This is a genomic window from Feifania hominis (assembly GCF_014384765.1).
Lineage (GTDB): Bacteria > Bacillota > Clostridia > Oscillospirales > Feifaniaceae > Feifania > Feifania hominis.
Genome location: NZ_JACRSP010000001.1, coordinates 439606 through 460019, shown reverse-complemented (window position 1 = coordinate 460019; position 20414 = coordinate 439606). Strand labels below are relative to the sequence as shown.

The 20414-nt window shown below is 54.2% G+C and carries 22 protein-coding genes; 7 read left to right on the top strand and 15 right to left on the bottom strand.

Annotated features, from left to right (window positions below):
- Positions 1-4 precede the first annotated feature (4 nt).
- Positions 5-682, bottom strand: a complete 678-nt coding sequence (locus H8695_RS02195; protein ID WP_249299235.1) for a JAB domain-containing protein — start codon at positions 680-682, stop codon at positions 5-7.
- A gap of 1 nt (position 683) precedes the next feature.
- Entirely contained in the window at positions 684-1268 is a 585-nt protein-coding gene (pyrE, locus tag H8695_RS02190; protein WP_249299234.1) for an orotate phosphoribosyltransferase, read from the bottom strand.
- Between the two features lie 162 nt (positions 1269-1430).
- Here pyrE and H8695_RS02185 point away from each other — a divergent pair, with 162 nt between their 5' ends.
- From H8695_RS02185 to H8695_RS02160, 6 genes are all read left to right on the top strand, one after another.
- Positions 1431-2381: an RluA family pseudouridine synthase gene (locus tag H8695_RS02185; protein WP_249299233.1), complete on the top strand. Its 951-nt coding sequence runs from the start codon at positions 1431-1433 to the stop codon at positions 2379-2381.
- A 99-nt stretch (positions 2382-2480) separates the two neighbouring features.
- On the top strand, positions 2481-3533 hold the full coding sequence (gene potA, locus H8695_RS02180) for a spermidine/putrescine ABC transporter ATP-binding protein (RefSeq protein WP_249299232.1): 1053 nt from the start codon (positions 2481-2483) through the stop codon (positions 3531-3533).
- A complete protein-coding gene (locus tag H8695_RS02175; RefSeq protein ID WP_249299231.1) occupies positions 3530-4369 on the top strand; it encodes an ABC transporter permease in 840 nt (279 codons plus the stop codon). The genes potA and H8695_RS02175 overlap by 4 nt, the downstream gene beginning before the upstream one ends.
- Positions 4366-5175 (top strand): ABC transporter permease, encoded by an 810-nt coding sequence (locus H8695_RS02170; RefSeq protein ID WP_249299230.1) that lies wholly within the window; start codon positions 4366-4368, stop codon positions 5173-5175. Before H8695_RS02175 ends, H8695_RS02170 begins: the two co-directional genes overlap by 4 nt.
- 33 nt (positions 5176-5208) lie before the next feature.
- On the top strand, positions 5209-6276 hold the full coding sequence (locus tag H8695_RS02165; protein ID WP_249299229.1) for an ABC transporter substrate-binding protein: 1068 nt from the start codon (positions 5209-5211) through the stop codon (positions 6274-6276).
- Positions 6277-6375: 99 nt separating this feature from the next.
- A complete protein-coding gene (locus H8695_RS02160) occupies positions 6376-6900 on the top strand; it encodes a DUF4364 family protein (protein WP_249299228.1) in 525 nt (174 codons plus the stop codon).
- A 62-nt stretch (positions 6901-6962) separates the two neighbouring features.
- Here the strand turns inward: H8695_RS02160 and H8695_RS02155 are convergent, their stop codons facing one another.
- The 10 genes from H8695_RS02155 to H8695_RS02110 all read right to left on the bottom strand — a co-directional run bounded on the left by H8695_RS02155 (position 6963) and on the right by H8695_RS02110 (position 16125).
- A complete protein-coding gene (locus H8695_RS02155) occupies positions 6963-7382 on the bottom strand; it encodes a DUF3021 family protein (RefSeq protein WP_249299227.1) in 420 nt (139 codons plus the stop codon).
- On the bottom strand, positions 7379-7831 hold the full coding sequence (locus H8695_RS02150; protein WP_249299226.1) for a LytTR family DNA-binding domain-containing protein: 453 nt from the start codon (positions 7829-7831) through the stop codon (positions 7379-7381). Before H8695_RS02150 ends, H8695_RS02155 begins: the two co-directional genes overlap by 4 nt.
- 138 nt (positions 7832-7969) lie before the next feature.
- Positions 7970-9460 (bottom strand): glycerol kinase GlpK, encoded by a 1491-nt coding sequence (glpK, locus tag H8695_RS02145; RefSeq protein WP_249299225.1) that lies wholly within the window; start codon positions 9458-9460, stop codon positions 7970-7972.
- A 3-nt stretch (positions 9461-9463) separates the two neighbouring features.
- Positions 9464-9823: a DUF1667 domain-containing protein gene (locus H8695_RS02140; RefSeq protein WP_249299224.1), complete on the bottom strand. Its 360-nt coding sequence runs from the start codon at positions 9821-9823 to the stop codon at positions 9464-9466.
- Positions 9820-11079, bottom strand: coding sequence for an NAD(P)/FAD-dependent oxidoreductase (locus H8695_RS02135; RefSeq protein ID WP_249299223.1), 1260 nt, complete (start codon positions 11077-11079; stop codon positions 9820-9822). Before H8695_RS02135 ends, H8695_RS02140 begins: the two co-directional genes overlap by 4 nt.
- Positions 11076-12509 (bottom strand): NAD(P)/FAD-dependent oxidoreductase, encoded by a 1434-nt coding sequence (locus H8695_RS02130; protein WP_249299222.1) that lies wholly within the window; start codon positions 12507-12509, stop codon positions 11076-11078. The genes H8695_RS02135 and H8695_RS02130 overlap by 4 nt, the downstream gene beginning before the upstream one ends.
- Before the next feature lie 111 nt (positions 12510-12620).
- The gene (locus H8695_RS02125) at positions 12621-13187 is read right to left on the bottom strand and encodes a glycerol-3-phosphate responsive antiterminator (RefSeq protein ID WP_249299221.1); all 567 of its coding nucleotides are present in this window, start codon (positions 13185-13187) and stop codon (positions 12621-12623) included.
- Positions 13188-13308: 121 nt separating this feature from the next.
- Positions 13309-14277 (bottom strand): sugar phosphate isomerase/epimerase family protein, encoded by a 969-nt coding sequence (locus H8695_RS02120; RefSeq protein WP_249299220.1) that lies wholly within the window; start codon positions 14275-14277, stop codon positions 13309-13311.
- A 20-nt stretch (positions 14278-14297) separates the two neighbouring features.
- Entirely contained in the window at positions 14298-15665 is a 1368-nt protein-coding gene (locus H8695_RS02115) for an MFS transporter (protein ID WP_249299219.1), read from the bottom strand.
- Positions 15666-15912: 247 nt separating this feature from the next.
- Positions 15913-16125, bottom strand: coding sequence for a cold-shock protein (locus tag H8695_RS02110; protein WP_249299218.1), 213 nt, complete (start codon positions 16123-16125; stop codon positions 15913-15915).
- Positions 16126-16402: 277 nt separating this feature from the next.
- Here H8695_RS02110 and H8695_RS02105 point away from each other — a divergent pair, with 277 nt between their 5' ends.
- Complete coding sequence (locus H8695_RS02105; RefSeq protein WP_249299217.1) at positions 16403-17155, top strand: class I SAM-dependent methyltransferase; 753 nt, start codon at positions 16403-16405, stop codon at positions 17153-17155.
- 32 nt (positions 17156-17187) lie between these two features.
- Here H8695_RS02105 and H8695_RS02100 read toward each other — a convergent pair whose 3' ends face one another.
- From H8695_RS02100 to greA, 3 genes are all read right to left on the bottom strand, one after another.
- Entirely contained in the window at positions 17188-17697 is a 510-nt protein-coding gene (locus tag H8695_RS02100; protein ID WP_249299497.1) for a helix-turn-helix domain-containing protein, read from the bottom strand.
- Between the two features lie 184 nt (positions 17698-17881).
- Complete coding sequence (gene lysS / locus H8695_RS02095; RefSeq protein ID WP_249299216.1) at positions 17882-19834, bottom strand: lysine--tRNA ligase; 1953 nt, start codon at positions 19832-19834, stop codon at positions 17882-17884.
- A 65-nt stretch (positions 19835-19899) separates the two neighbouring features.
- The gene (gene greA / locus H8695_RS02090) at positions 19900-20373 is read right to left on the bottom strand and encodes a transcription elongation factor GreA (RefSeq protein WP_249299215.1); all 474 of its coding nucleotides are present in this window, start codon (positions 20371-20373) and stop codon (positions 19900-19902) included.
- Positions 20374-20414: the final 41 nt, after the last annotated feature.

The following is a 20414-nucleotide window of genomic DNA, read 5'->3' as shown; positions in this document are numbered from 1 at the left end:
GTAATCAGTCCGGCCGCCTGATAAAGCCGCTGTCCATAAAGCTGATGCTGTCATAGTCTGCGACGACAATGTGGTCGAGCAGATCGATGTTCAGCGCGGCGAGCGCCTGATTGATGCGCTCGGTGGTGCGCACATCCTCCTCGCTGGGCAGCGCGAGGCCGCCGGGATGATTGTGGGCCAGAATGACACCGCTCGCGTTGTATTTGAGTACAGTTTCTACAATTTTTCTCACATTAATCTGCGCAGAGTTCACGCTGCCGTGGTAGATGATCTGGCAGTTGAGAATTTTTCGCTTGTTGTCCAGACACACGAGATAGACTACCTCCTCCTTGCGACCGATGAACTTCGGCGTGAGAAAGTTGCAGGCTTTCTCCGTGGTGTCGATTGTGTCGAGGTTCTCGTATTTGCTGTCAAGGTAAAAACGCGAGAGCTCGGGAATCAGCTTGATCAGTGTCGCTGCGCTCTCCCCCACGTTCGGCACACGCAGAAGCTCTTCGTACGGAGCCTCGAAGACATTGGCCACCGTGCCGAATGTTGCGATCAGCTCATGTGCAATCGAGTTTGTATCACGCCGGGGAATGGCATAGTACAGGAGCAGTTCAAGGGCCTCATGGCTGTAAAAGCCATCGAGGCCCTCCGAGAGAAACCGTCTTTTGACCCGATCTCTGTGTCCGTCGTGCATCTTACGCCTTCTTGATGTTGCGGCTGCCGGGTTTGACCAGCGGCGCGCCGGTCTTGCAAATGGGGCAGTTCTCCGGCTCGTAGGAGGCGACCTCCATCGAGATGACCGAGGCGAGTTTTGTGCCGAAGTCGATTTTGCCGCCCGTACGGTCGACGATCAGACCAACACCCGCGACAACGCCTCCGGCCTCTTTGACAATCTCCATGACCTCTTTGACCGAACCGCCTGTGGTCACCACATCCTCCACGCAGAGAACGCGGGTGCCGGGCTCAATGTGAAAGCCGCGGCGAAGCGTCATCTTGCCGTCGACGCGCTCGGTGAAGAAATTCTCCACCCCCAGGTGGCGCGAGACCTCATAGGCCATCTGCACAGCCCCCATGGCCGGCCCGATGACGAGTTGAATATTGTCATCCTTGAACTGCTCGGCGAGAGCGGCGCAGAGCTCTTCGCTGTACCGGGTATTTTGAAAAATCTTTGCGCACTGCAGATACCGGTCGCTGTGGCGCCCCGAAGTCAACAGAAAATGGCCCTCCTGCAGGACGCCGGCCTCCTTTAAAATCTCCAGCACTCTCTCTTTTGTCAGCATGTTCATTCTCCTCTGTCGTTTTTATCACAATTATACACGATCAGCGCACTTTTTGGAAGTTCCAGAACAAAAGTTTTGTCATGAATTTTGACCAAAAGCGTACCCTTTTTCTCCGTGTCATGATAGAATCAGGATAATTCACCACACGGGGGAGTAAAAAGCATGCGTTCCTTTACCATTGCGCCCAATGACGCTGGCCAGCGTCTCGATAAATTTCTTCACAAGGCGGTAAAAAAGCTCCCCGCCTCCCTGCTCTACAAATCCATACGTACCAAGCGCATCAAGGTAAACGGTGCGCGCGCTGCCCTCGACTACCGGCTGCGCGAGGGGGATCTCGTCGAGCTCTATTTGAAAGACGCTTTCTTCGACGACACGACCGAGCAGGACGCGTTCTGCCGAGTCCGGCCAAATTTTAAAATCGTCTACGAGGATGAGAACATCCTGCTTGTCGACAAGCAGCCCGGTCTCATCTCCCAGAGCGATGCGCGCGAGCAGTTCAACACACTCGCCCAGCAGGTCAAGGCCTACCTCTATCAAAAAGGGGAGTTCGATCCTGTAAAGGAAAATTCCTTTTCACCTGCTCTCTGCAACCGTCTTGACCGAAACACAGGCGGTATCGTCATCGCTGCCAAGAACGCCGAGACCCTGCGCATCATGAATGAAAAGATCAAGCGCCGCGAGCTGCACAAATACTATCTCTGTGCTGTGGTCGGCCGCCCGGAACCCGCGCAGGCGACGCTCACGGACTACCTTGTCAAAAACGAGGCCCAAAATCGCGTCTACATCCACCACGAACCGGTACCGGGCGGCAAGAAAATCATCACGCGCTACCGGGTGCTGCGCTCGACCGGTGACGCCTCGCTCTGTGAAGTTGAGCTCATCACAGGCCGCACACATCAGATTCGCGCCCATATGGCCTCCATCGGCCATCCCCTCATCGGTGACGGCAAGTATGGAAAAAACGAGATCAATCGCCGTTTTGGCCAGAAAACTCAGCTGCTCTATGCCTATAAATTGACGTTTGATTTCGAGGATGACGCAGGAATTTTAAGTTATTTGGACAAAAAAACGTTTCAGATTGAAAAAATCGCGATTTTTGATAAAATTTCATAGAAAATCGTGAAATTCATTGACTTTTCCCTGTATTGCCCTTATTCTTGTAATTGTTGTCTACACGACACTGTGCAACATGATGGGAGGAAGGATAAGGTAATGAAAGAAAACGCTGTCATTGAGCTTTCCGGAGTCTCGATGATCTATGATGGCGAAACAGTACTCAACAACATCAATTTATATATTAGAAACAAGGAGTTTCTGACTCTGCTCGGCCCGTCGGGCTGCGGCAAGACGACGACGCTCCGTATCATCGGCGGATTTGCTTATCCCACTTCCGGTGATGTTTTTTTTGATGGGCGTAAGATCACCAGTCTTCCCCCCTATGAGCGGGCGGTCAACACGGTGTTTCAGAAATATGCCCTTTTTCCATTTTACAACGTCTATGAGAACATCGCCTTTGGCCTGCGCATCAAGAAGCTGCCTGAAAGCGAGATCAAACAGCGGGTCACCGAGATGCTGGCGCTCGTCAATCTCAGGGGCTTTGAAAAGCGCGATGTGACTTCCCTGTCCGGCGGCCAGCAGCAGCGCGTCGCCATTGCGCGCGCCCTTGTCAACCGCCCGCGTGTCCTGCTGCTCGACGAGCCGCTCGGCGCTCTCGATCTCAAGCTGCGAAAGGACATGCAGCTCGAGCTCAAAAAAATGCAGCAGGCGCTCGGTATCACCTTTATCTATGTCACGCACGACCAGGAGGAAGCCCTGACCATGTCGGATACCATCGTCGTCATGAATGACGGTGTCATCCAGCAGATCGGCACCCCGGTTGACATCTACAACGAGCCGAAAAACGCCTTTGTCGCCGATTTCATCGGCGAGAGCAACATCGTTGACGGCATTATGCACGAGGACTTCTTTGTCTCTTTCTCGGGTGCAAACTTTGAGTGCCTTGACAAGGGATTTGAAAAGGATGAGCCGGTCGACGTCGTCATCCGTCCCGAGGACTTTGAAGTCGTCACCCCCGAACAGGGGCAGCTCACCGGCGTTGTCGAGTCCATTCTCTTCAAGGGTGTCCACTATGAGATCGGCGTTCGTCAGGGCGAACAGCTGTGGATCATTCACTCGATCTATTCGGCTAAGGTCGGTCAGACCGTTGGGCTGCTGCTCACACCCGATGACATCCACATCATGAAAAAGGCGGCGGTGGCACCATGAAGCGTTCCTCGTTTGCCTACCCCTACACGCTGATTGCGCTGATTCTGTTTCTCGCGCCTCTGGTGCTGATTGTCTTTTACAGCTTTACTACAGCCGGCCCCGATGGCGGCGTGAGCGCGACGCTCGAAAATTTCAAGCGCTTTTTCGACTTTGACAATCCCCAGTACATGCTGGTGTTGCTCAAGTCGTTCAAGGTTGCTCTCATCAGCACGGTCATCTGTCTGCTGGTTGGATTTCCCATGGCCTATATTCTCTCAAAGATGAAGCCGCGGATGCGCAACTTCGTGTCCGTACTCTTCATTTTGCCCATGTGGATGAACTTTCTGCTTCGCATCTATGCGTGGATGACGCTGCTTGAGAAAAACGGGCTGATCAACAATCTTCTGCGCAGCATCGGTCTACCCGGGCTCAACATCATGTACACCGAGGGCGCCGTTGTTCTGGGGACGGTCTACAATTTTCTCCCCTTTATGATTCTGCCCATCTACAACGTTCTCACCAAGCTCGACAACAGTCTCATTGAGGCGAGCCATGACCTGGGCGCCGGCCGGGCGCGCACCTTTTTTAAAGTGGTGGTTCCCCTGTCTCTTCCCGGTGTCTTCTCGGGCATCAATATGGTATTCATGCCCGCTGTGACCACTTTCGCCATCTCCCGGCTGCTCGGCGGCACTGACTCGGTGCTCATAGGCGATCTGATCGAAAAGCAGTTTAAACTCGTCGACGACTGGGGCTTTGGCTCGGCCATGTCGGTGATCATCATGCTGTTGGTGCTGTTGGTCATGTTCATCTCCTCGAAGTTTGAAAACGACAAGGAGGAAGGGGGCATGCTGTTTTGAAACGGTCCTTTCTCGGGCGGCTTTGCTCACGAACCTACACGGCCGTTGTGTTTCTCTTTCTGTATCTGCCCATTGCGGTGTCCATCGTGCTCTCTTTTAACAACTCCCGCTCCCGCAACGCCTGGGCCGGCTTCTCACTTCGTTGGTATGAGTCGCTCTTTCAAAACGATACGCTGATGAAGGCGCTTTTGAACACGCTTGTCATCGCCTTTCTCTCAGCGGCTATTGCAACGCTCATCGGCACCTTTGCCGCCATTGGCATCTACTACATGAAAAAGGGCTTTTTAAAGTCCACTCTGATGAATCTTTCCTATCTTCCAATGCTCAACCCCGATATTGTCACTGGCGTCTCTCTGCTGATTCTCTTTACGGCAGTTGGGGTTACACTCGGATTTCAGAGTCTGCTGATCGCACACATCGCCTTTAATATTCCCTATGTCATCCTGTCGGTGATGCCCAAGCTCAAGCAGATGAATGAGAGTATGTATGAGGCGGCACTCGATCTCGGCATGCGGCCGATGAACGCTATTTTCAAGGTCATTCTCCCCGAAGTTCGCCCGGGTATCACAAGCGGTTTTCTTCTGGCGCTGACGCTGTCCATCGACGACTTCGTCATCAGCTTTTTTACCACCGGCCCGGGAGTTTCCACTCTGTCCATCGAGATCTATTCCATGGCGCGCCGCGGTGTCAACCCCGAGATCAACGCCCTGTCGGCCATCATGTTCGTTGCGGTATTCATTATTTTGCTGATATCCAACTTCGCGCCGGGTCTGCGCAAATCCGAAAAGAAAGAGCGGCGCATTTAAACAAGTCATTTTATAATGAAAGGTTGATGATAAATGAAAAAAAACATGGTCAAAATGTTGGCCGCACTGCTGCTTGTCGTGGTGGTTCTCTCCCCTTTTTCCGGCTGCAGTTCCAACAAGAACGTAGTCAAGGTCTACAACTGGGGTGACTACATCGATGAGTCCGTCCTCGAGCAGTTTGAGGAAGAGACTGGCATCAAGGTGATCTACGACACGTTTGAGACCAATGAGGATATGTATCTCAAGGTCAAAAACAGCGGTAAAAACTCCTATGATGTCTGCATCCCCTCTGACTATATGATCACCAAAATGATCGAAGAGGATATGCTGGCTGAAATCAATTTTGACAATGTTCCAAACGTCAAAGGCATTGATCCGAAATTGCTCTCTCAGGCGTATGACCCGGAGAATAAATACTCTGTCCCCTACTGCTGGGGCACGGTCTGCATCGCCTATAATCCAGATATGGTCACAGAGCCTGTCACCAGCTGGGACATCCTCTGGGATGAGAAGTATGAAAAGCAGATTTTTATGATGAACAGCGAGCGCGACTCCATCGGTGTGGCACTGCTGTCGCTGGGCTACTCGCTCAACACGAAAGACCCCGCTGAGCTTGCAGCGGCCAAGCAGAAGCTGCTCGATCAGAAGCCTCTTGTCATCACTTACACCGGTGATGATGTCAAGGACAAGATGATCGGCAAGGAGGGTGCACTCTCCGTCATCTGGAGCTGTGATATTGGTCTGATCCAGCAGATGGAGGAAGACATTCAGGCCGAAACCCGTATTGAGTATGCCATACCTGAGGAGGGCACCAACATCTGGTATGATTCGGCTGTCATTCTCAAGAACGCCGAGAACAAGGAGAATGCCGAGGCTTTCATCAACTTCCTTTGCCGCCCTGATATTGCGCAGAAAAACGCCGACTATCTCGGCGGTATCAGTCCGGTTATGGAAGCCGCCGAGCAGGCGCCCGAACATACAAAGAACAACCCCTGTGTCAATCCATCGGCTGAGGAGATCGCAAAGTATGAGGTCTTCGTCTCCATGTCGGATGTTGCGTCCGAATATGAGAAGATCTGGTCGGATGTCCTGGCAAGCTGAATATTACAACGAGAGCGCAGTCCTTTGGGCTGCGCTCTTCTGTTGAAATTACAACTCTTTGGCAGTATAATAAAGGCATCTCTTCAAAGGGAGGTCCCCATGCCCGATCACGGCGTTTTATATGACAAAAAGGATGTCAAACTCCTCATACTCTATGTGCTCAAATGTCTTGACCGGCCGGTGCCATTTGAGAGCCTCAACAATGTCATCATGGCAGGCGGCAACGCGTTCTACTTTGACTTTGCCGATTCGCTCAATGCCCTGATGGAGTCTGGTCACGTCGTGACCGTCTCGCGCGACGGTGAGCTGCGCTACCTCAACAGCCCCCTCGGCAACGAGACCATCACGCTGCTCGAGCAGGAACTCCCCTTTTCTGCCCGGCAGAATGCGGCCTCCAACACGCTCATTGAGCTCTCGCGTCTCAAGCTGGAGTCCGAGATCAAAACCCAGGTCACTGAAGCAAAAAACGGCTTTCGCGTCAACTGCAAGATGTTTGACATGTCCGACGAAATCTTCGACTTCACCCTGCTCGTACCGACCAAAAAGCAGGCAGATCTGCTCGTCGATTCCTTTCGCAGGGATCCTGTTCGGCTCTATCAAACTGTGCTCGACACTCTTGTATGACGGCCTTTATTCCACATGAAAAAGCGCTCCGCATGCTGCGGAGCGCTTTTCTGTCTGTCTGGCTATTTACTTGACAGACGACTGTTGATCTGCCGCGCCTCACGGCGGCTGTACAGATAGAATCCCAGCCAGATCAGACTGCTTGTAAGCACTGCGCAGCCAATGGCCGCAGCGGCAGCGCCGGGGCCGTATTCCGTAGGAATCCAACCGATTGGCAGACCAACGGCGAAGTAGATGGCAAAGCCGCTCCCCATGTGAATGAGCGCTTTCAGCGGCAAGGTTATCTTTTCGCTCTCATAGATCATGGCCGGTATGCTAAAACCCATGCCCACCGCCATGGCCGAAAGGGCATGGCAGATAAACCGGCTGCCTGTCAATACGCCCCCATCTCCCAGCACCGCCGCAAAGATCATACCCAGCAAAACGAATACTGTGCAGCCGAGCATCAGGCCGGTCAGCGCCAGTTTACATAGTTTCTTCACTTTGACTCCCCCTTTCCCAGCCCGAGCGTTCTCTTGAACGCCGGCAGATATTTGCGTGAGATGTATTCACCCAAGCCGTTTTTCAACCAAATTCTCATCAGGCCGTTGAACGACGGTTCCACGCGCTCCAGTTGGTTTGTGTTAATCCAGGCAGATTTTGAGATCTGCACAAAATCGTTGAGCGGTGCGACAAATTCATAGAGCCGCTTTTTTGTGTGGTAGCGGCCCTCGCGGCAGTAGACCACGGTCTTCGCCTGCTCAACGCGGACCATATAGAGCTCCTCCTGCTTCAAAATAATGATGTTTTCCCGCTCGTCGAGCGCTGTAACTACGCTCTCCTGCTGCTGGAGAACAGACACCGTCCTCTTAATCTCCGGTGTGAGCGCATTCGCATAGACCACGGCGTAAGGCTCGGTGACACTCTGCGAAATTTGAAGCTCCACTCTCATACCTATCCTCCTCTCGGTATCCTCTTTCCCTTACATCCTACCCGCAGCAGGGTCCTTTGTCTATGAATGCGGAGCAAGTGGTCGAAAATTCCCCGCAACATGCAAAAGACCGGCTCCCAAAGCGGAGCCGGTCTTCTCTCAATCTTTTTCCGTCCAGTGGAGACTGCGCCCCACAGCCTTGTGCCAGCCGGAAAGCAGTCTCTCCCGCCGCTCGGCGTCCATATCGGGCTCATAGATGCGATCACAGCTCCAGAGCGCCTTGATCTCGTCGAGATCGCGCCACACGCCCGTGGCAAGCCCTGCGAGATAGGCAGCGCCGAGAGCTGTCGTCTCGCGAATCATCGGCCGGCGCACCGTCTTATTGGCGATGTCGGCTTGAAATTGCATGAGAAAGGCGTCCCGCGAGGCGCCGCCGTCGACTTTGAGTTCCTTGAGCGCCACACCCGTATCGCGCTCCATTGCGGTGAGCAGATCGAGAGTCTGATAGGCAATCGACTCCTGCGCGGCGCGGATGAGATGCTCTCTCTTTGTCCCGCGGGTGATTCCCAGAATGCTGCCGCGCGCGTACATATCCCAGTAGGGCGCCCCGAGCCCGGTGAACGCAGGCACGATATAGACCCCGCCGGTGTCATCGACTTTCTGCGCGTAGTACTCGGCGTCTCTCGCCTCGGTGATAAAGCGCATCTCATCGCGAATCCACTGAATGACGGCGCCGCCGACAAAGACACTCCCCTCCAGCGCATACTGCACCTTGCCGCCAAGTCCGATTGCAATTGTGGTCAGAAGTCCATTTTCACTGCGGCAGATGGAGTCCCCCGTGTTCATCAGCAAAAAGCAGCCGGTGCCGTAGGTGTTTTTGGCCTCACCGCGGGAAAAGCAGGTCTGGCCGAAGAGGGCCGCCTGCTGGTCGCCGGCAATGCCCGCGATGGGTACCTCCACCCCCTCGACCGGCACAGTTCCATACACCATGCTCGAATCGCAGACGCGCGGCAGCATCTCCCGCGGAATGTCGAGCGCGTCGAGCAGCTTCTGATCCCAGTCGAGGGTATTGATGTTGTAAATCATGGTGCGCGAGGCGTTTGTATAGTCGGTCACGTGCACTTTGCCGCCCGTCAGCTTCCAGATCAGCCAGGTGTCGACTGTGCCGAAGAGAATTTCCCCGCGCCGGGCGCGCTCACGCGCGCCCTCGACATGGTCGAGAATCCACTTGATTTTTGTGCCGGAAAAATAGGCGTCTGGAATCAGGCCTGTGGCCTCGCGGATGTAGTCGCCATACCCCTTTTCCACCAGCTCGTCGACGAGCTGCGCCGTGCGGCGGCACTGCCAGACAATGGCGTTGTGAATGGGCCGGCCGGTCTCCCGGTCCCAGAGAATGGTGGTCTCTCTCTGGTTTGTAATGCCGATTGCCGCAATGTCCGAGACATTGACGCCGCTCTGGGCCACCACCTCCACCATCACGGCGTACTGGGAGGAGTAGATCTCCATCGGGTCGTGCTCCACCCAGCCCTCGCGGGGATAGATCTGTGTAAATTCTTTCTGCGAGAGCGCAATGATGTTCTGCTCCTGATCAAAGAGTATCGCGCGGGAGCTCGTTGTCCCCTGGTCGAGCGCCAGTACATACTTGGCCATTCTCTAATTCCCCACTTTCCTCATTTCGCGGGAGGTGACAAAGCGCACCCCCGTGCCCGCTATGTTGTCCACCACAACCTGCCCCCGTTTCACGGGCGCCTCGAGAGTGACCGTGTCAAGAAGCTCCATCGCCTCGCGAATGAGTCCTTTTGGAATCACGCCGTCGGTGCGCACCGGACAGCGGCGGTAGAGCGCTCCCTCGATGCGTACCGTCGAGGTGAGCGCCCGTGTCGGGCTGGTGAGCTCGGCTCTCGCGTACTCCTCGCCCCGCGGGCAGGAGTTGCCGCTCACGCGCAGGTTCTGTGTTTCGTCCACTTTCAGTCTACAACCTTTTGGGCAGACAATGCAAGTGAGTTCTCTCATTGCGCCACCTCCTCAGCGGAAATTGTGACCGGCGCGTCCTGCGCGCGCTCAAGAATCACTTTGGGCAGGGTGATCTTCTCCATCTCGCCCGGTGCCATGTGCTCCCGGCGAAAGGCAGCGATCTCCCGGCCATCCGCCGTGACGCGGATTTTACTCTCACCATAGACCCGGTTGACCCGAAAAAGAACCTCGGCCGCGCGGTCGACACAGTCCATGCGGATGCACTGCGGCACTGTGTAGCTTACCCCCTCACCGTTTTGTAGCGTCAGTGATTCGCCCTGCGACTGTCCGCGCAGGACATAGGCCGCAGCCGCCCGGCCTGCCCGCTCGCTCTCGGCCGTGACAAAGTCGACCAGATCGTGCACATGCACCACGTTGCCGCAGGCGAAGATGCCGGGGATGGAAGTCTCCATATTCTCGCGCACCACGGCGCCGCGGGTGCGCGGGTCGATGTCAATTCCCGCGTTGCGGGTCAGCTCATTTTCGGGGATAAGGCCGACCGAGAGCAGAATGGTATCGCAGTCGAAAGTCATCTCTGTACCCGCAATGGGGCGGCGCTCCTCGTTGACCTGTGCCACAATGGCCCGTTCCACCCGGTCGCGTCCCTCAATGCCGATGATGGTATGAGAGAGATACAGCGGGATGTCGTAGTCATCCAGACACTGCACGATGTTGCGGTTGAGACCGTTCGAGTAGGGCATGAGCTCCACACAGGCAAGCACTTTCGCACCCTCGAGCGTCATGCGCCGCGCCATGATCAGGCCGATGTCGCCTGAGCCCAGAATGAGCACTCGCCGCCCGGGAAGATAACCCTCCATATTGACATAGCGCTGCGCCGCCCCAGCCGTAAAGACGCCGGCCGGCCGTGTGCCGGGAATGCCGATTGCCCCTCTGGTGCGCTCGCGGCAGCCCATTGCCAGCACAATAGAGCGCGCCCGCAGCACCTGGTAGCCGTCTTTCCCGCTGAGAAGGTGTACCTCCCGCTGCGGCGTGACGGCGAGCACCATGGTGTCGAGCTTTACCTCTGCCCGGTCGCCGAGCTGTTCTATGAAGCGGCCGGCATACTCGGGGCCCGTGAGCTCCTCTTTGAAGTGATGCAGACCAAAACCGTTGTGGATGCACTGGTTTAAAATGCCTCCAAGCTCTCGGTCGCGCTCAACGACCAACACATGCTCAAGCCCCTCATCGAGCGCCGCGCAGGCCGCGGCAAGTCCGGCGGGGCCGCCACCGATGACAATGAGATCATAGGTTGTCATTTCGCACCTCCGCCTTTGGTCTCGCCGACGAGAATTTCACTGTGGTCACGGTCCTGCAGCACTTCGGTCGGCTCGAGCCCGAGCTCCCTTGTGAGAATCTCCAGTACGCGTGGTCCGCAGAAGCCACCCTGGCAGCGCCCCATCCCGGTATTCACCCGCCGTTTGACCCCATCAACCGAACAGGGCGGAATCGGCGCGTGAAGCGCGTCGACAATCTCCCCCTCCGTTACTGTCTCACACCGGCAGATCACCCGCCCATAGAGCGGATTTTGGGCAATCAGACGGTTCTTCTCCTCGGTGGGCAACTCTGAAATCCGGGTGCGCCGCCGTCTGTCACAGAAATCGGGCTTTGGCTCCAGCGTCTCGCCCGCCTCCCGCAAAAACTGTGTAGCCCGCTCGGCAATGGCCGGCGCCGCTGACAGCCCCGGTGACTTGATGCCGGCAAGGTCGTAAAATCCGGGCGCCGCCTGCTCGATGATAAAGTCATCCCGGTCGGCCACTGCGCGCACACCGGCGAAATTTCGGATGCTCTCGCGCAGATTTACCGACGGCACCGAGCGGCGCGCACGATCGGCCACCCTCTCGAGCCCGGCCGCGGTGTTTGCCACATCCTCATTCGCAACCCGCTCGCTGTTCGGCCCGACGATGAGATTGCCGTGCGCCGTGGGGGCGACAAGCACACCCTTTCCGTCTTTATCAGGGCACTGGAAGATCACACGGCCCACACGCTCCCCCTCGGATTTGTCAAGCAGATAGTATTCGCCTCTATTCGGCAGAATGGAAAAGGTTGGCGGCGCCGCCATGTTGTGAATTCGGTCGGCCTGTACGCCGGCGGCGTTGAAGACATATCTGGTCTCCACTGTCCCGCCTGCTGTCTCAATGCGCCAGCCGCCGTCTGTCTTTTCCATGCCGAGCACCTCGCTGCGCAGGCGCAGCTCCACACCGTTAGCAACGGCTGTCTGCGCCATGGCAAGTGCGTACTCCCACGGGCTCACCACAGCCGCTGTCGGCGCGTAGAGCGCCCCCAAAACCCGCTCGCTGAGCTGTGGCTCCATCTCCTTGACCTGCCCGGCATCAAGCAGCCTGAGCTCCGGCACGCCGTTTGCGATTCCCCTCTCATAGAGTTGCTCTATCACCTGCAGCTCCTTTGGCGATAGCGCTATCACAAGCGACCCCACACGGCGGTAGGGCACATCGAGCTTCTCGCAGATTTCCCCCGCCAGCTCTGCCCCGCGAACATTGTATCGGGCCATCAGAGTACCGGGAGCCGGATCATATCCGGCGTGAATAATGCCGCTGTTCGCCTTGGTCGTGGCGTTAGCCACATCGTTGTCACGCTCCAACACCAGTGTTTGGAACCGGTAGTGCGAAAGCTCATAGGCGGTCGCGGCGCCTATGACGCCGCAGCCGATGATCACTGCATCATACATTGTCATGACCTCTCTGTGTTTTTTTCAAAAAGAGAGCAGAACAAGTTACCCCTCCGGGGGGTCGTTGCTCTGCTCTCTCACTCACTGCAAGCTATTCACTTTGTCTGTATGCTATGCGGACCAGACGCCCGCATTTGTGGAGGAAATGGCGCTCGCACCCGCTGAGAGCGCTCCCACCACATCTTCTTTGTCGCAGATCAGCCCGCCAGCAATGACCGGTACACCCGCGATCGCGACCACCCGCCGAATGATCTTGGGCATGACGCCGGGCAGCACTTCGATCATATCCACCGAGTCCTGCAGCGACTTCTTTCCAATGTTGGTAAAGGAGAGCGAGTCGAGCAGAAAAAAGCGTTGAATGGTGAACAGACCCCTGTTTTTTGCGTATTTGATGAGATTTGCCTTGGTGGAGATGATTCCATCCGCCCTCGTGTTTGCCATCAGAAAATCGACGGCAATTTCACGCGAGCCGAGTCCCTCAACCAGGTCGATGTGGACTATGGCATGCTTGTTGCGATTTTTGATCCGGTCCACAATTCCCGCGATATTTAAAATATCTCCAAAGAGGATGAAGATGACCGCGCTGTCGCTTTCCAGCGCGCGCGTCAATCCCTCGGAATCCTTGACCGCCGCAATGATCGGATTCTCCATCAGGCTCTGATAGAGCTCTCTGCTCATGGCATTATTCCCCCGCAACCTGTTGTCATAGAAAAAGAATACTGAAAAAAAGAAGCAAAGTCAATTGCAGCTTCAGAAAGGGGGTGGGCGACGGGGCAGCGTGCCCCGCCGCCCAAGGGAATCAGCTGCCCCGATGGGCAAGAACCATTTCTGTGAGTTTCTCGCCGACGGCCTTTGCGCGGGCGAGGCCCGCCATCTCCTCCTCCACCGTGGCGTGCGGCACCACAATTTCGAGAGTGAGCGGCAATTCGTAGGGAGAACCGGCGATCAGCTCGCAGATCTTCTCCCAGTTGCACACGCCCTCAAAAGGCAGTGCGTGCTTATCGGACTTCTGAATCGCGCCGTCACGATCCGACGACAGACTCAGATCCACCGAGAAGTTGTCATCGAGATGCATGGCGATCAGACGATCCTGGTATTTCTCGAGGAAGACATAAGTGTCGTCAACGCTCGCAAGCGCTGAGTGACCGGAGTCGAAACAGATCCCCATATACTCTTTCGGATAGCGGGCAAAGAGGCGGTCAAACTTGTCAAACTGGTACTCTTTCGGCGTGCAGATCATGTTTTCAATCGCGATGCGCACTCCCTTTGCCATGCAGTAGGACTGCATCTCATCAAAGGACTTGTAGGCCTGCTCCCAATATTTCTCGCGGAAACCGGGAATGTTCTCAAAGTCCTCATAGGGCAGCACCATGTGAAGCACAATTTCGCTGGCGCCGAGCAGATGCGCCAGATCCACGCGGTTGAGTACCAGCTCCACCCCCGAGAGGCGGTTGTACTCATAGGGTGAGGTAAAATCTTTGCGGCAGTCTCTCATGCGATTGCGGTTGAGAAAGCGGGGCTGGCCGTCGATCACGCGGCAGCGCGTGTTGCCCTCGGTCGCGTGCACAGCCTTGCATTTGAGACCATATTTGTCAAGCAGCTCTTTGATCTGAAGCATCTCCCACTGGGAATAGAGATACTCAAAGTCCCAGTCGTGCGCCCAGTGGACATGCGTAATGCCGGCGTCGGCGAGCTTTTTCATCTGGCAGTCCATCGACTCGGGCGAGAGCTCATAGATTCCAAAATCTGAGGCCAATGCCAATTCCATATGAATACTCCTCTCCCATTTTATACCTGTGAAGCGGGTTCCTCCGCCTCATCCATGTTGACTTTGAGGCCTTTTCTCTTGATGATTCCAAGCAGAATGCAGGAGGCAATGAAGCCGACCGCATAGAGGCCCAACATAATGCCGAACATCATCATGTAACCCTTGGAGCCGGGATACCGGTCAATGAGCCAGCCGTAAAAAGCAAACGCCCAGAGCATCGGCGACTGAATCAACAGGATGGCTACTGCCATGGCGGAACCGGAAACCTCTTTCGGAATACCCGATTCGCCGATGGGTGCGTAGTACACGCCGCGCAGCATGTATACGAACACCTGTAGTACAATCAGCAGAATCGTAATTGGCCAGACCATGTTTGTCTCTTTGGGCACTGCAATAATGACACCGAGAATGATCATTCCGCCCAGGAAGAGAATTCTCATCAGCGAAGCGGAGGATTTGAAAAGCTTGTTGCCGATCAGGCCGCTGATGGGGCCCGAAGCCATGCGCACCCAGTTGGAGGAGGCGATTCCAAACACCGCCACGAGGCTGACGGGTACTGCCATGACATTCTGTAAAAACGGCAGAAACAGCGAACAGCCCAGATAGACCGCGTAGACTCCCATACCCATCAGTCCGACCAGCCAAAGCTGCGGAATCTTCAGGCACTTTACAACACCCTTAAAAGACTCTTTGTTTTTGCCCGCCGCCGTATCGGCTTTCAGGAAATCCTCCTCCGGCAGGAATGCAAAGGTCAAAATGCCCATGAGAATCAGAAAACCTGCGGCAAGTCCGAGCGCAAGCTGGATTCCCCCAACGGTTTCGCCCATGCCGATGAAGATGGCCGTTGCCACGGCACTGAGGACCATGTTGACACAGCCGCGCGTGAATTCCATCGTGCCAAAGGCAATTCCCTGCGCGTCGTCGGGGGCCATACAGCGGATGCTCTTGGTAACGGCGCCCCAATAAAAGGCCTCCATGGAGAATCCCCAAATTACACCGACAATCAGCATGCCAACGTAGGTCACATGCCCCGAAATGAGGTAAAAGCCTGTCAAACCGGTCACAACCAGATTAATCGATTGTAATTTGCGAGCAGAAAAGCGGTTGAGAACCCAGGCGCTCGGTATGCCACCAAAAAAGGCGATCATTCCCATCATGGAAAGAACAAAACCAATTTGTGTGTGAGATAGCCCCAGCATCTCGCGGTACGGTTCATACAGCACATTCCGAATTGCGTACATAAAGTAAATCGCCTCGGAGCCGATGCACACAATCAGAAACTGGCGAATAATCTTGCCGTCTAGTTTGAGTTTTTTAAACATTGCCTTTCCTCCTTCAATTTGATTTGCTGCCTGCCAAGATTCGTGCTGAAATCCTCCTTTTGTCAATTTTGAGTTTTTTGATAAAATAAAAATAGCATAACAAACAAGAGACTGTCTGTTATGCTATTCACTCTCACACTCTGAAAATAGCAACTGAATTTGCTAACAGCTTAGCATAGTGCTGCAATATTGTCAACTACGTCCATCAAAATTAAGCAAGATATACAAAACAACAGCTTGTCTTGTGTGCAAGAAGCAGAATATGGCAGACAAAAGGATCCTCTCTGCAGAGGGTCCTTTTGTTTGTCACTGCTCAGGCAACGCAGACATTTGTCGCGCGCATTTTGCTGCTGTTTTTGGGGTCTCTCTCGGTGTCAAACGTGACTTTTTGCCCCTCGGTAAGCGTCTTGTAGCCCTCGGAGACAATGGCAGAAAAATGCACGAAGACATCGTCGCCGCCTGCGTCGTTTGTGATAAAGCCGAAGCCTTTCTCAGAGTTGAACCATTTCACAGTACCGTTATTCATAATCAGTACCTCCATCAATAAATTATATCCCGCACACTCGAAATAAAAAAATCACATATTTTGTAAATCATTCGATTGCAAATGACTTACAAAATATGTGAGTTCCATTTGAATATCTAGAATACTTTTATAGTATAGCCCAAACTTCCTATCTTGTCAAGTAAAAATCAAAATATCACTGTTTTATAAAAACTTGATCCTGCTATGTAAGCGGCTCTGCCGTCTTGAATCAGAGCGGGATCTGTAGTATGCTTTTCACTGAGAAAGGTGGAAATACATGGAAACAGCAAAGAAAAACTACTACGGCAGCCTGTGCACGCAGATGTATGAAATACTGCATGAGCAGGCTCCGTCGGATGAATTGGACTTCTATCTATCCTATGCCGAAAAAGACATGTCCATTTTGGAGCCGTTGTGCGGCAGCGGACGATTTCTGGTTGAATTTCTAAAAAGAGGGTTTCGGATCAAAGGCGTTGACAACTCGCAAGAAATGCTCGAAAAACTGCTGGAAAAGGCGCCCGACGCGGTTGTCACCGCGAGTGACATCGAGACATTTGAGTCGGCGGAACAATTTGATTACATTTTTATTTCCTCAGGCTCGGTGTCACTGTTTACCGACATGTCCTGCTGCAAAAGAATCCTGTCTAACATGAAAGCGCTTTTAAAAGAGGGTGGAAAGTTTGTTTTTGCCGTCGACAGCGCTGCGCTGCGCTGTCCCGAGAGCGATGCGTATCAGACACAGGTCACAGTGACGCCCAGAGAAAACTGCCGGTTGATTCTGCGCTCCAAAAGCCATTATGACGAGGTAACGCATACGCAATTTAACCCCGCTCTCTATGAATTGTATGAGAACGACAAACTGGTACAGCAGGAGGAAATGGACTTTCAGACTCATTTGTATGAGCTCGGCGAGATGGAAGAGATCCTGACGGAAATCGGCTTTTCCAATATCAGAGTTTACTCATCGTTTTCAAAGGAAATCGCCAAAACAGATGACTCTGAAATCTTTTTGTACGAGTGCAGCTATTAGCAGTCTGTCGTGAAGCAAGAATATCAATGCGTTTATGCTTGCTTCCGTGTCAAAAGAGCTCCCACAACAGCAACCACCAGGGCAGCAGGCGCTATTCTGACAAAGAGCCACTCCAATGCGTGAAAACCTACTCCGATAACCGCTGTTTCAGGAGCGCTGTAATCCCAGCCAAGGTAGGGGCTGTCTAATACGGTTAAGACTGCAAAAACAATTGCTATCACCGCACACATTGCGACGGAAGTCCAATGCAGTATTCTCCGTCTCGTTGTTTTCCTCTGTGCAAGGTGCAGATTAATCACCTCCAGCTTTTCGGAAATACCTTTCAGGTCATCCATCTTTGGCTCGGCAATCGGTTCTCCAAGCAAAGTGCTCACGGGTGTTTCCAACACTTTCGATAGGGAAATCAGCATATCAGAATCAGGAACGGACAGGCCCTTTTCCCACTTGGAAATGGTCTGCCGAACCACATTCAGTTTTACCGCCAGGTCCTCCTGCGAAAGCCCTTTTGATTTTCTTATGGATTTGATGTTTTCATTCAACACGATGGCCAATCACCTTTCTTTCGGTTGTTGCCATTATGGTATGTCAAACAGGCCGTTGCCGCAAGCAACGCATTATAACATGCAGCCTGTCAGTCCCAATTTGCTGCTATGTCTTCAGGAAAAAGGGCGATGTCTGTCGACTCAGACATCGCCCTTACCACTCTTCTGATGAAAACGGAATATCTTAATAGAGCTTTGCGCCCGCCGGAATGTGATCATCTACCATCAGAAGATGGAGCTTTTCTTCCCCCTCCTCGCTGTGAACCGCACTGATCAGCATGCCGCAGGAATCAATGCCCATCATCGGTCTCGGCGGTAGATTGGTGATGGCGATGCAGGTCTTGCCGACAAGTTCTTCCGGCTCGTAATAAGCGTGAATACCGCTTAAAATCGTCCTGGCTTCGCCGCTTCCATCGTCCAGGGTGAATTTCAGGAGCTTCTTTGACTTTGGAACCGCCTCACAGGCGAGAACCTTAACCGCTCTGAAGTCGGACTTGCTGAAAGTCTCAAAGTCCACAAAATCCTGAAACAAAGGCTCAATTTCCACTTTGGAAAAATCAATTTTCTCTGGTTTGAGCGCCGCTGCTTCAGGCGCCTTTGTCTGCTCGGCGCTTACGCCGTTTTCTCTCCTGGCGCTGTCAAGGGGCTTCATTGTCGGAAACAGCAGCACGTCGCGGATGGAATAACTGTCCGTCAGCAGCATCACAAGACGGTCGATGCCAATGCCGATACCGCCGGTCGGAGGCATGCCATACTCAAGGGCGGTGACAAAGTCATCGTCCATCATGTTTGCCTCCTCATCCCCCGCCTCGCGCAGCTTCACCTGGCGCTCAAAGCGCTCTTTCTGGTCAATGGGGTCGTTGAGCTCAGAGAAAGCGTTCGCAAATTCACGGCCTGTCATAAAGAGCTCAAAGCGCTCGGTCAGGCGCGGGTCGGAGGGTTTGCGCTTGGCAAGCGGCGAGATCTCAACCGGGTAGTCGGTGATGAAAGTAGGCTGTACGAGCTTGTCCTCCACCCGCTCGTCAAAGGCGAGCGCGAGCACATCGCCGCGGGACATCTTGTCTGTTACCTCAAGTCCGGCGGCCTTGCCCGCCTGTCGCGCCTGCTCATCGGTCTCGATGGCGTTGAAATCAAGCCCCGAGAACTGTTTGACCGCGTCGATCATCGACAGGCGCGCAAAGGGCGGCTTGAGCGAGACAGCCTCGCCCTGATAGGTGATCTCGGTCGTACCGAGCACCTTTTCCGCGACCGTGGCGAGAAGCTGCTCGCACAGCTCCATCATCCCCTCAAAATCAGTATAGGCCTGATAGAACTCAATGGTGGTAAACTCGGGGTTGTGCTTGATGTCCATGCCCTCGTTGCGGAACAGACGCCCGATCTCATAGACTTTCTCAAGCCCGCCGACAATCAGGCGCTTGAGATAGAGCTCGGTTGCAATGCGCAGATACATGTCGATGTCAAGCGTGTTGTGATGGGTGATGAACGGCCGCGCCGCGGCGCCGCCCGCAATGGTATTCAGAACGGGAGTTTCCACCTCAATGTAGCCGCGCTCGTCGAGAAAGGCGCGAATTTCGCGGATGACCTTGCTGCGCTTGATAAAGGTCTCCTTGACCTCTGGGTTGACAATCAGATCGACGTACCGCTGGCGGTAGCGAAGATCGGTATCCTTGAGACCGTGGAACTTCTCCGGCAGCGGCAGAAGCGATTTTGAAAGCAGTGTAATCGCCGTCGCATGAATCGAGATCTCTCCGCGCCGTGTGCGGAACACCATTCCCTCCACACCGACGATGTCGCCGATGTCGAACTTCTTGAACTCCGTATAGGAGTCCTCGCCGATGTCGTCAATTTTGGCGTAGACCTGAATGCGGCCGTCGCGATCCTGCACGTCGCAGAAAGAGGCCTTACCCATGTCGCGCTTGGACATCATGCGCCCCGCGATGCGGACGCTCTTTCCCTCCATCTCATCGAAGTGGTCCTTGATCTGCATGGAGCTCGAGTCGCGCTCAAATTTGGTGATCTGGTAGGGGTCGCGGCCGCTGCGCTGAAGGTCGCTGAGCTTCTCTCTGCGAATGCGGAGAATTTCATTTAAATCGAGCTCCTCCGCCGGTGCGTTTGCGTTGCTTGGTTCCTGCGCCATTTTGCATCCTCCTCCGGGCAAAAAATAGACGGGCTGTCGCCCGGCTATTTTCCCTCTTTTCCGTCTTAAAGCAGTATCTCCAGAATTTTGAGTTTATTCTCGCCGCCGGGGGTGACAACGTCGACCGTCTCACCCACCTCGTGGCCCATGAGCGCCTTGCCGACAGGCGACTCATATGTGATCTTGTTCTTGCGCGGATCAGCTTCGGTACTGCCTACGAGCTCATAGGTGATCTCCTCATCGAACTCCTCGTCGTAGACCTTGACCTTGGCGCCGATGTTGACTTTCTCCGTGTTGAGTTCGGCCTTGTCTACCAGCTTGACATTTTTGAGCATCTGCTCAATCTGAGCAATACGGGCCTCCACAACGGCCTGCTGGTTTTTCGCCTCATCGTATTCACTGTTTTCAGACAGATCGCCATAGTCGCGCGCCTGTTTGATCTGTTCAGCAATCTCCTTGCGTTTTACAACGATCAGCTCGTTGAGCTCATCCTCGAGCTTTTTCAATCCCTCGTCCGTAATGACAATCGGTTTGGACATGTCCGGTATACCCTCCTCAAGCTTTCCCTATAATTAAACTA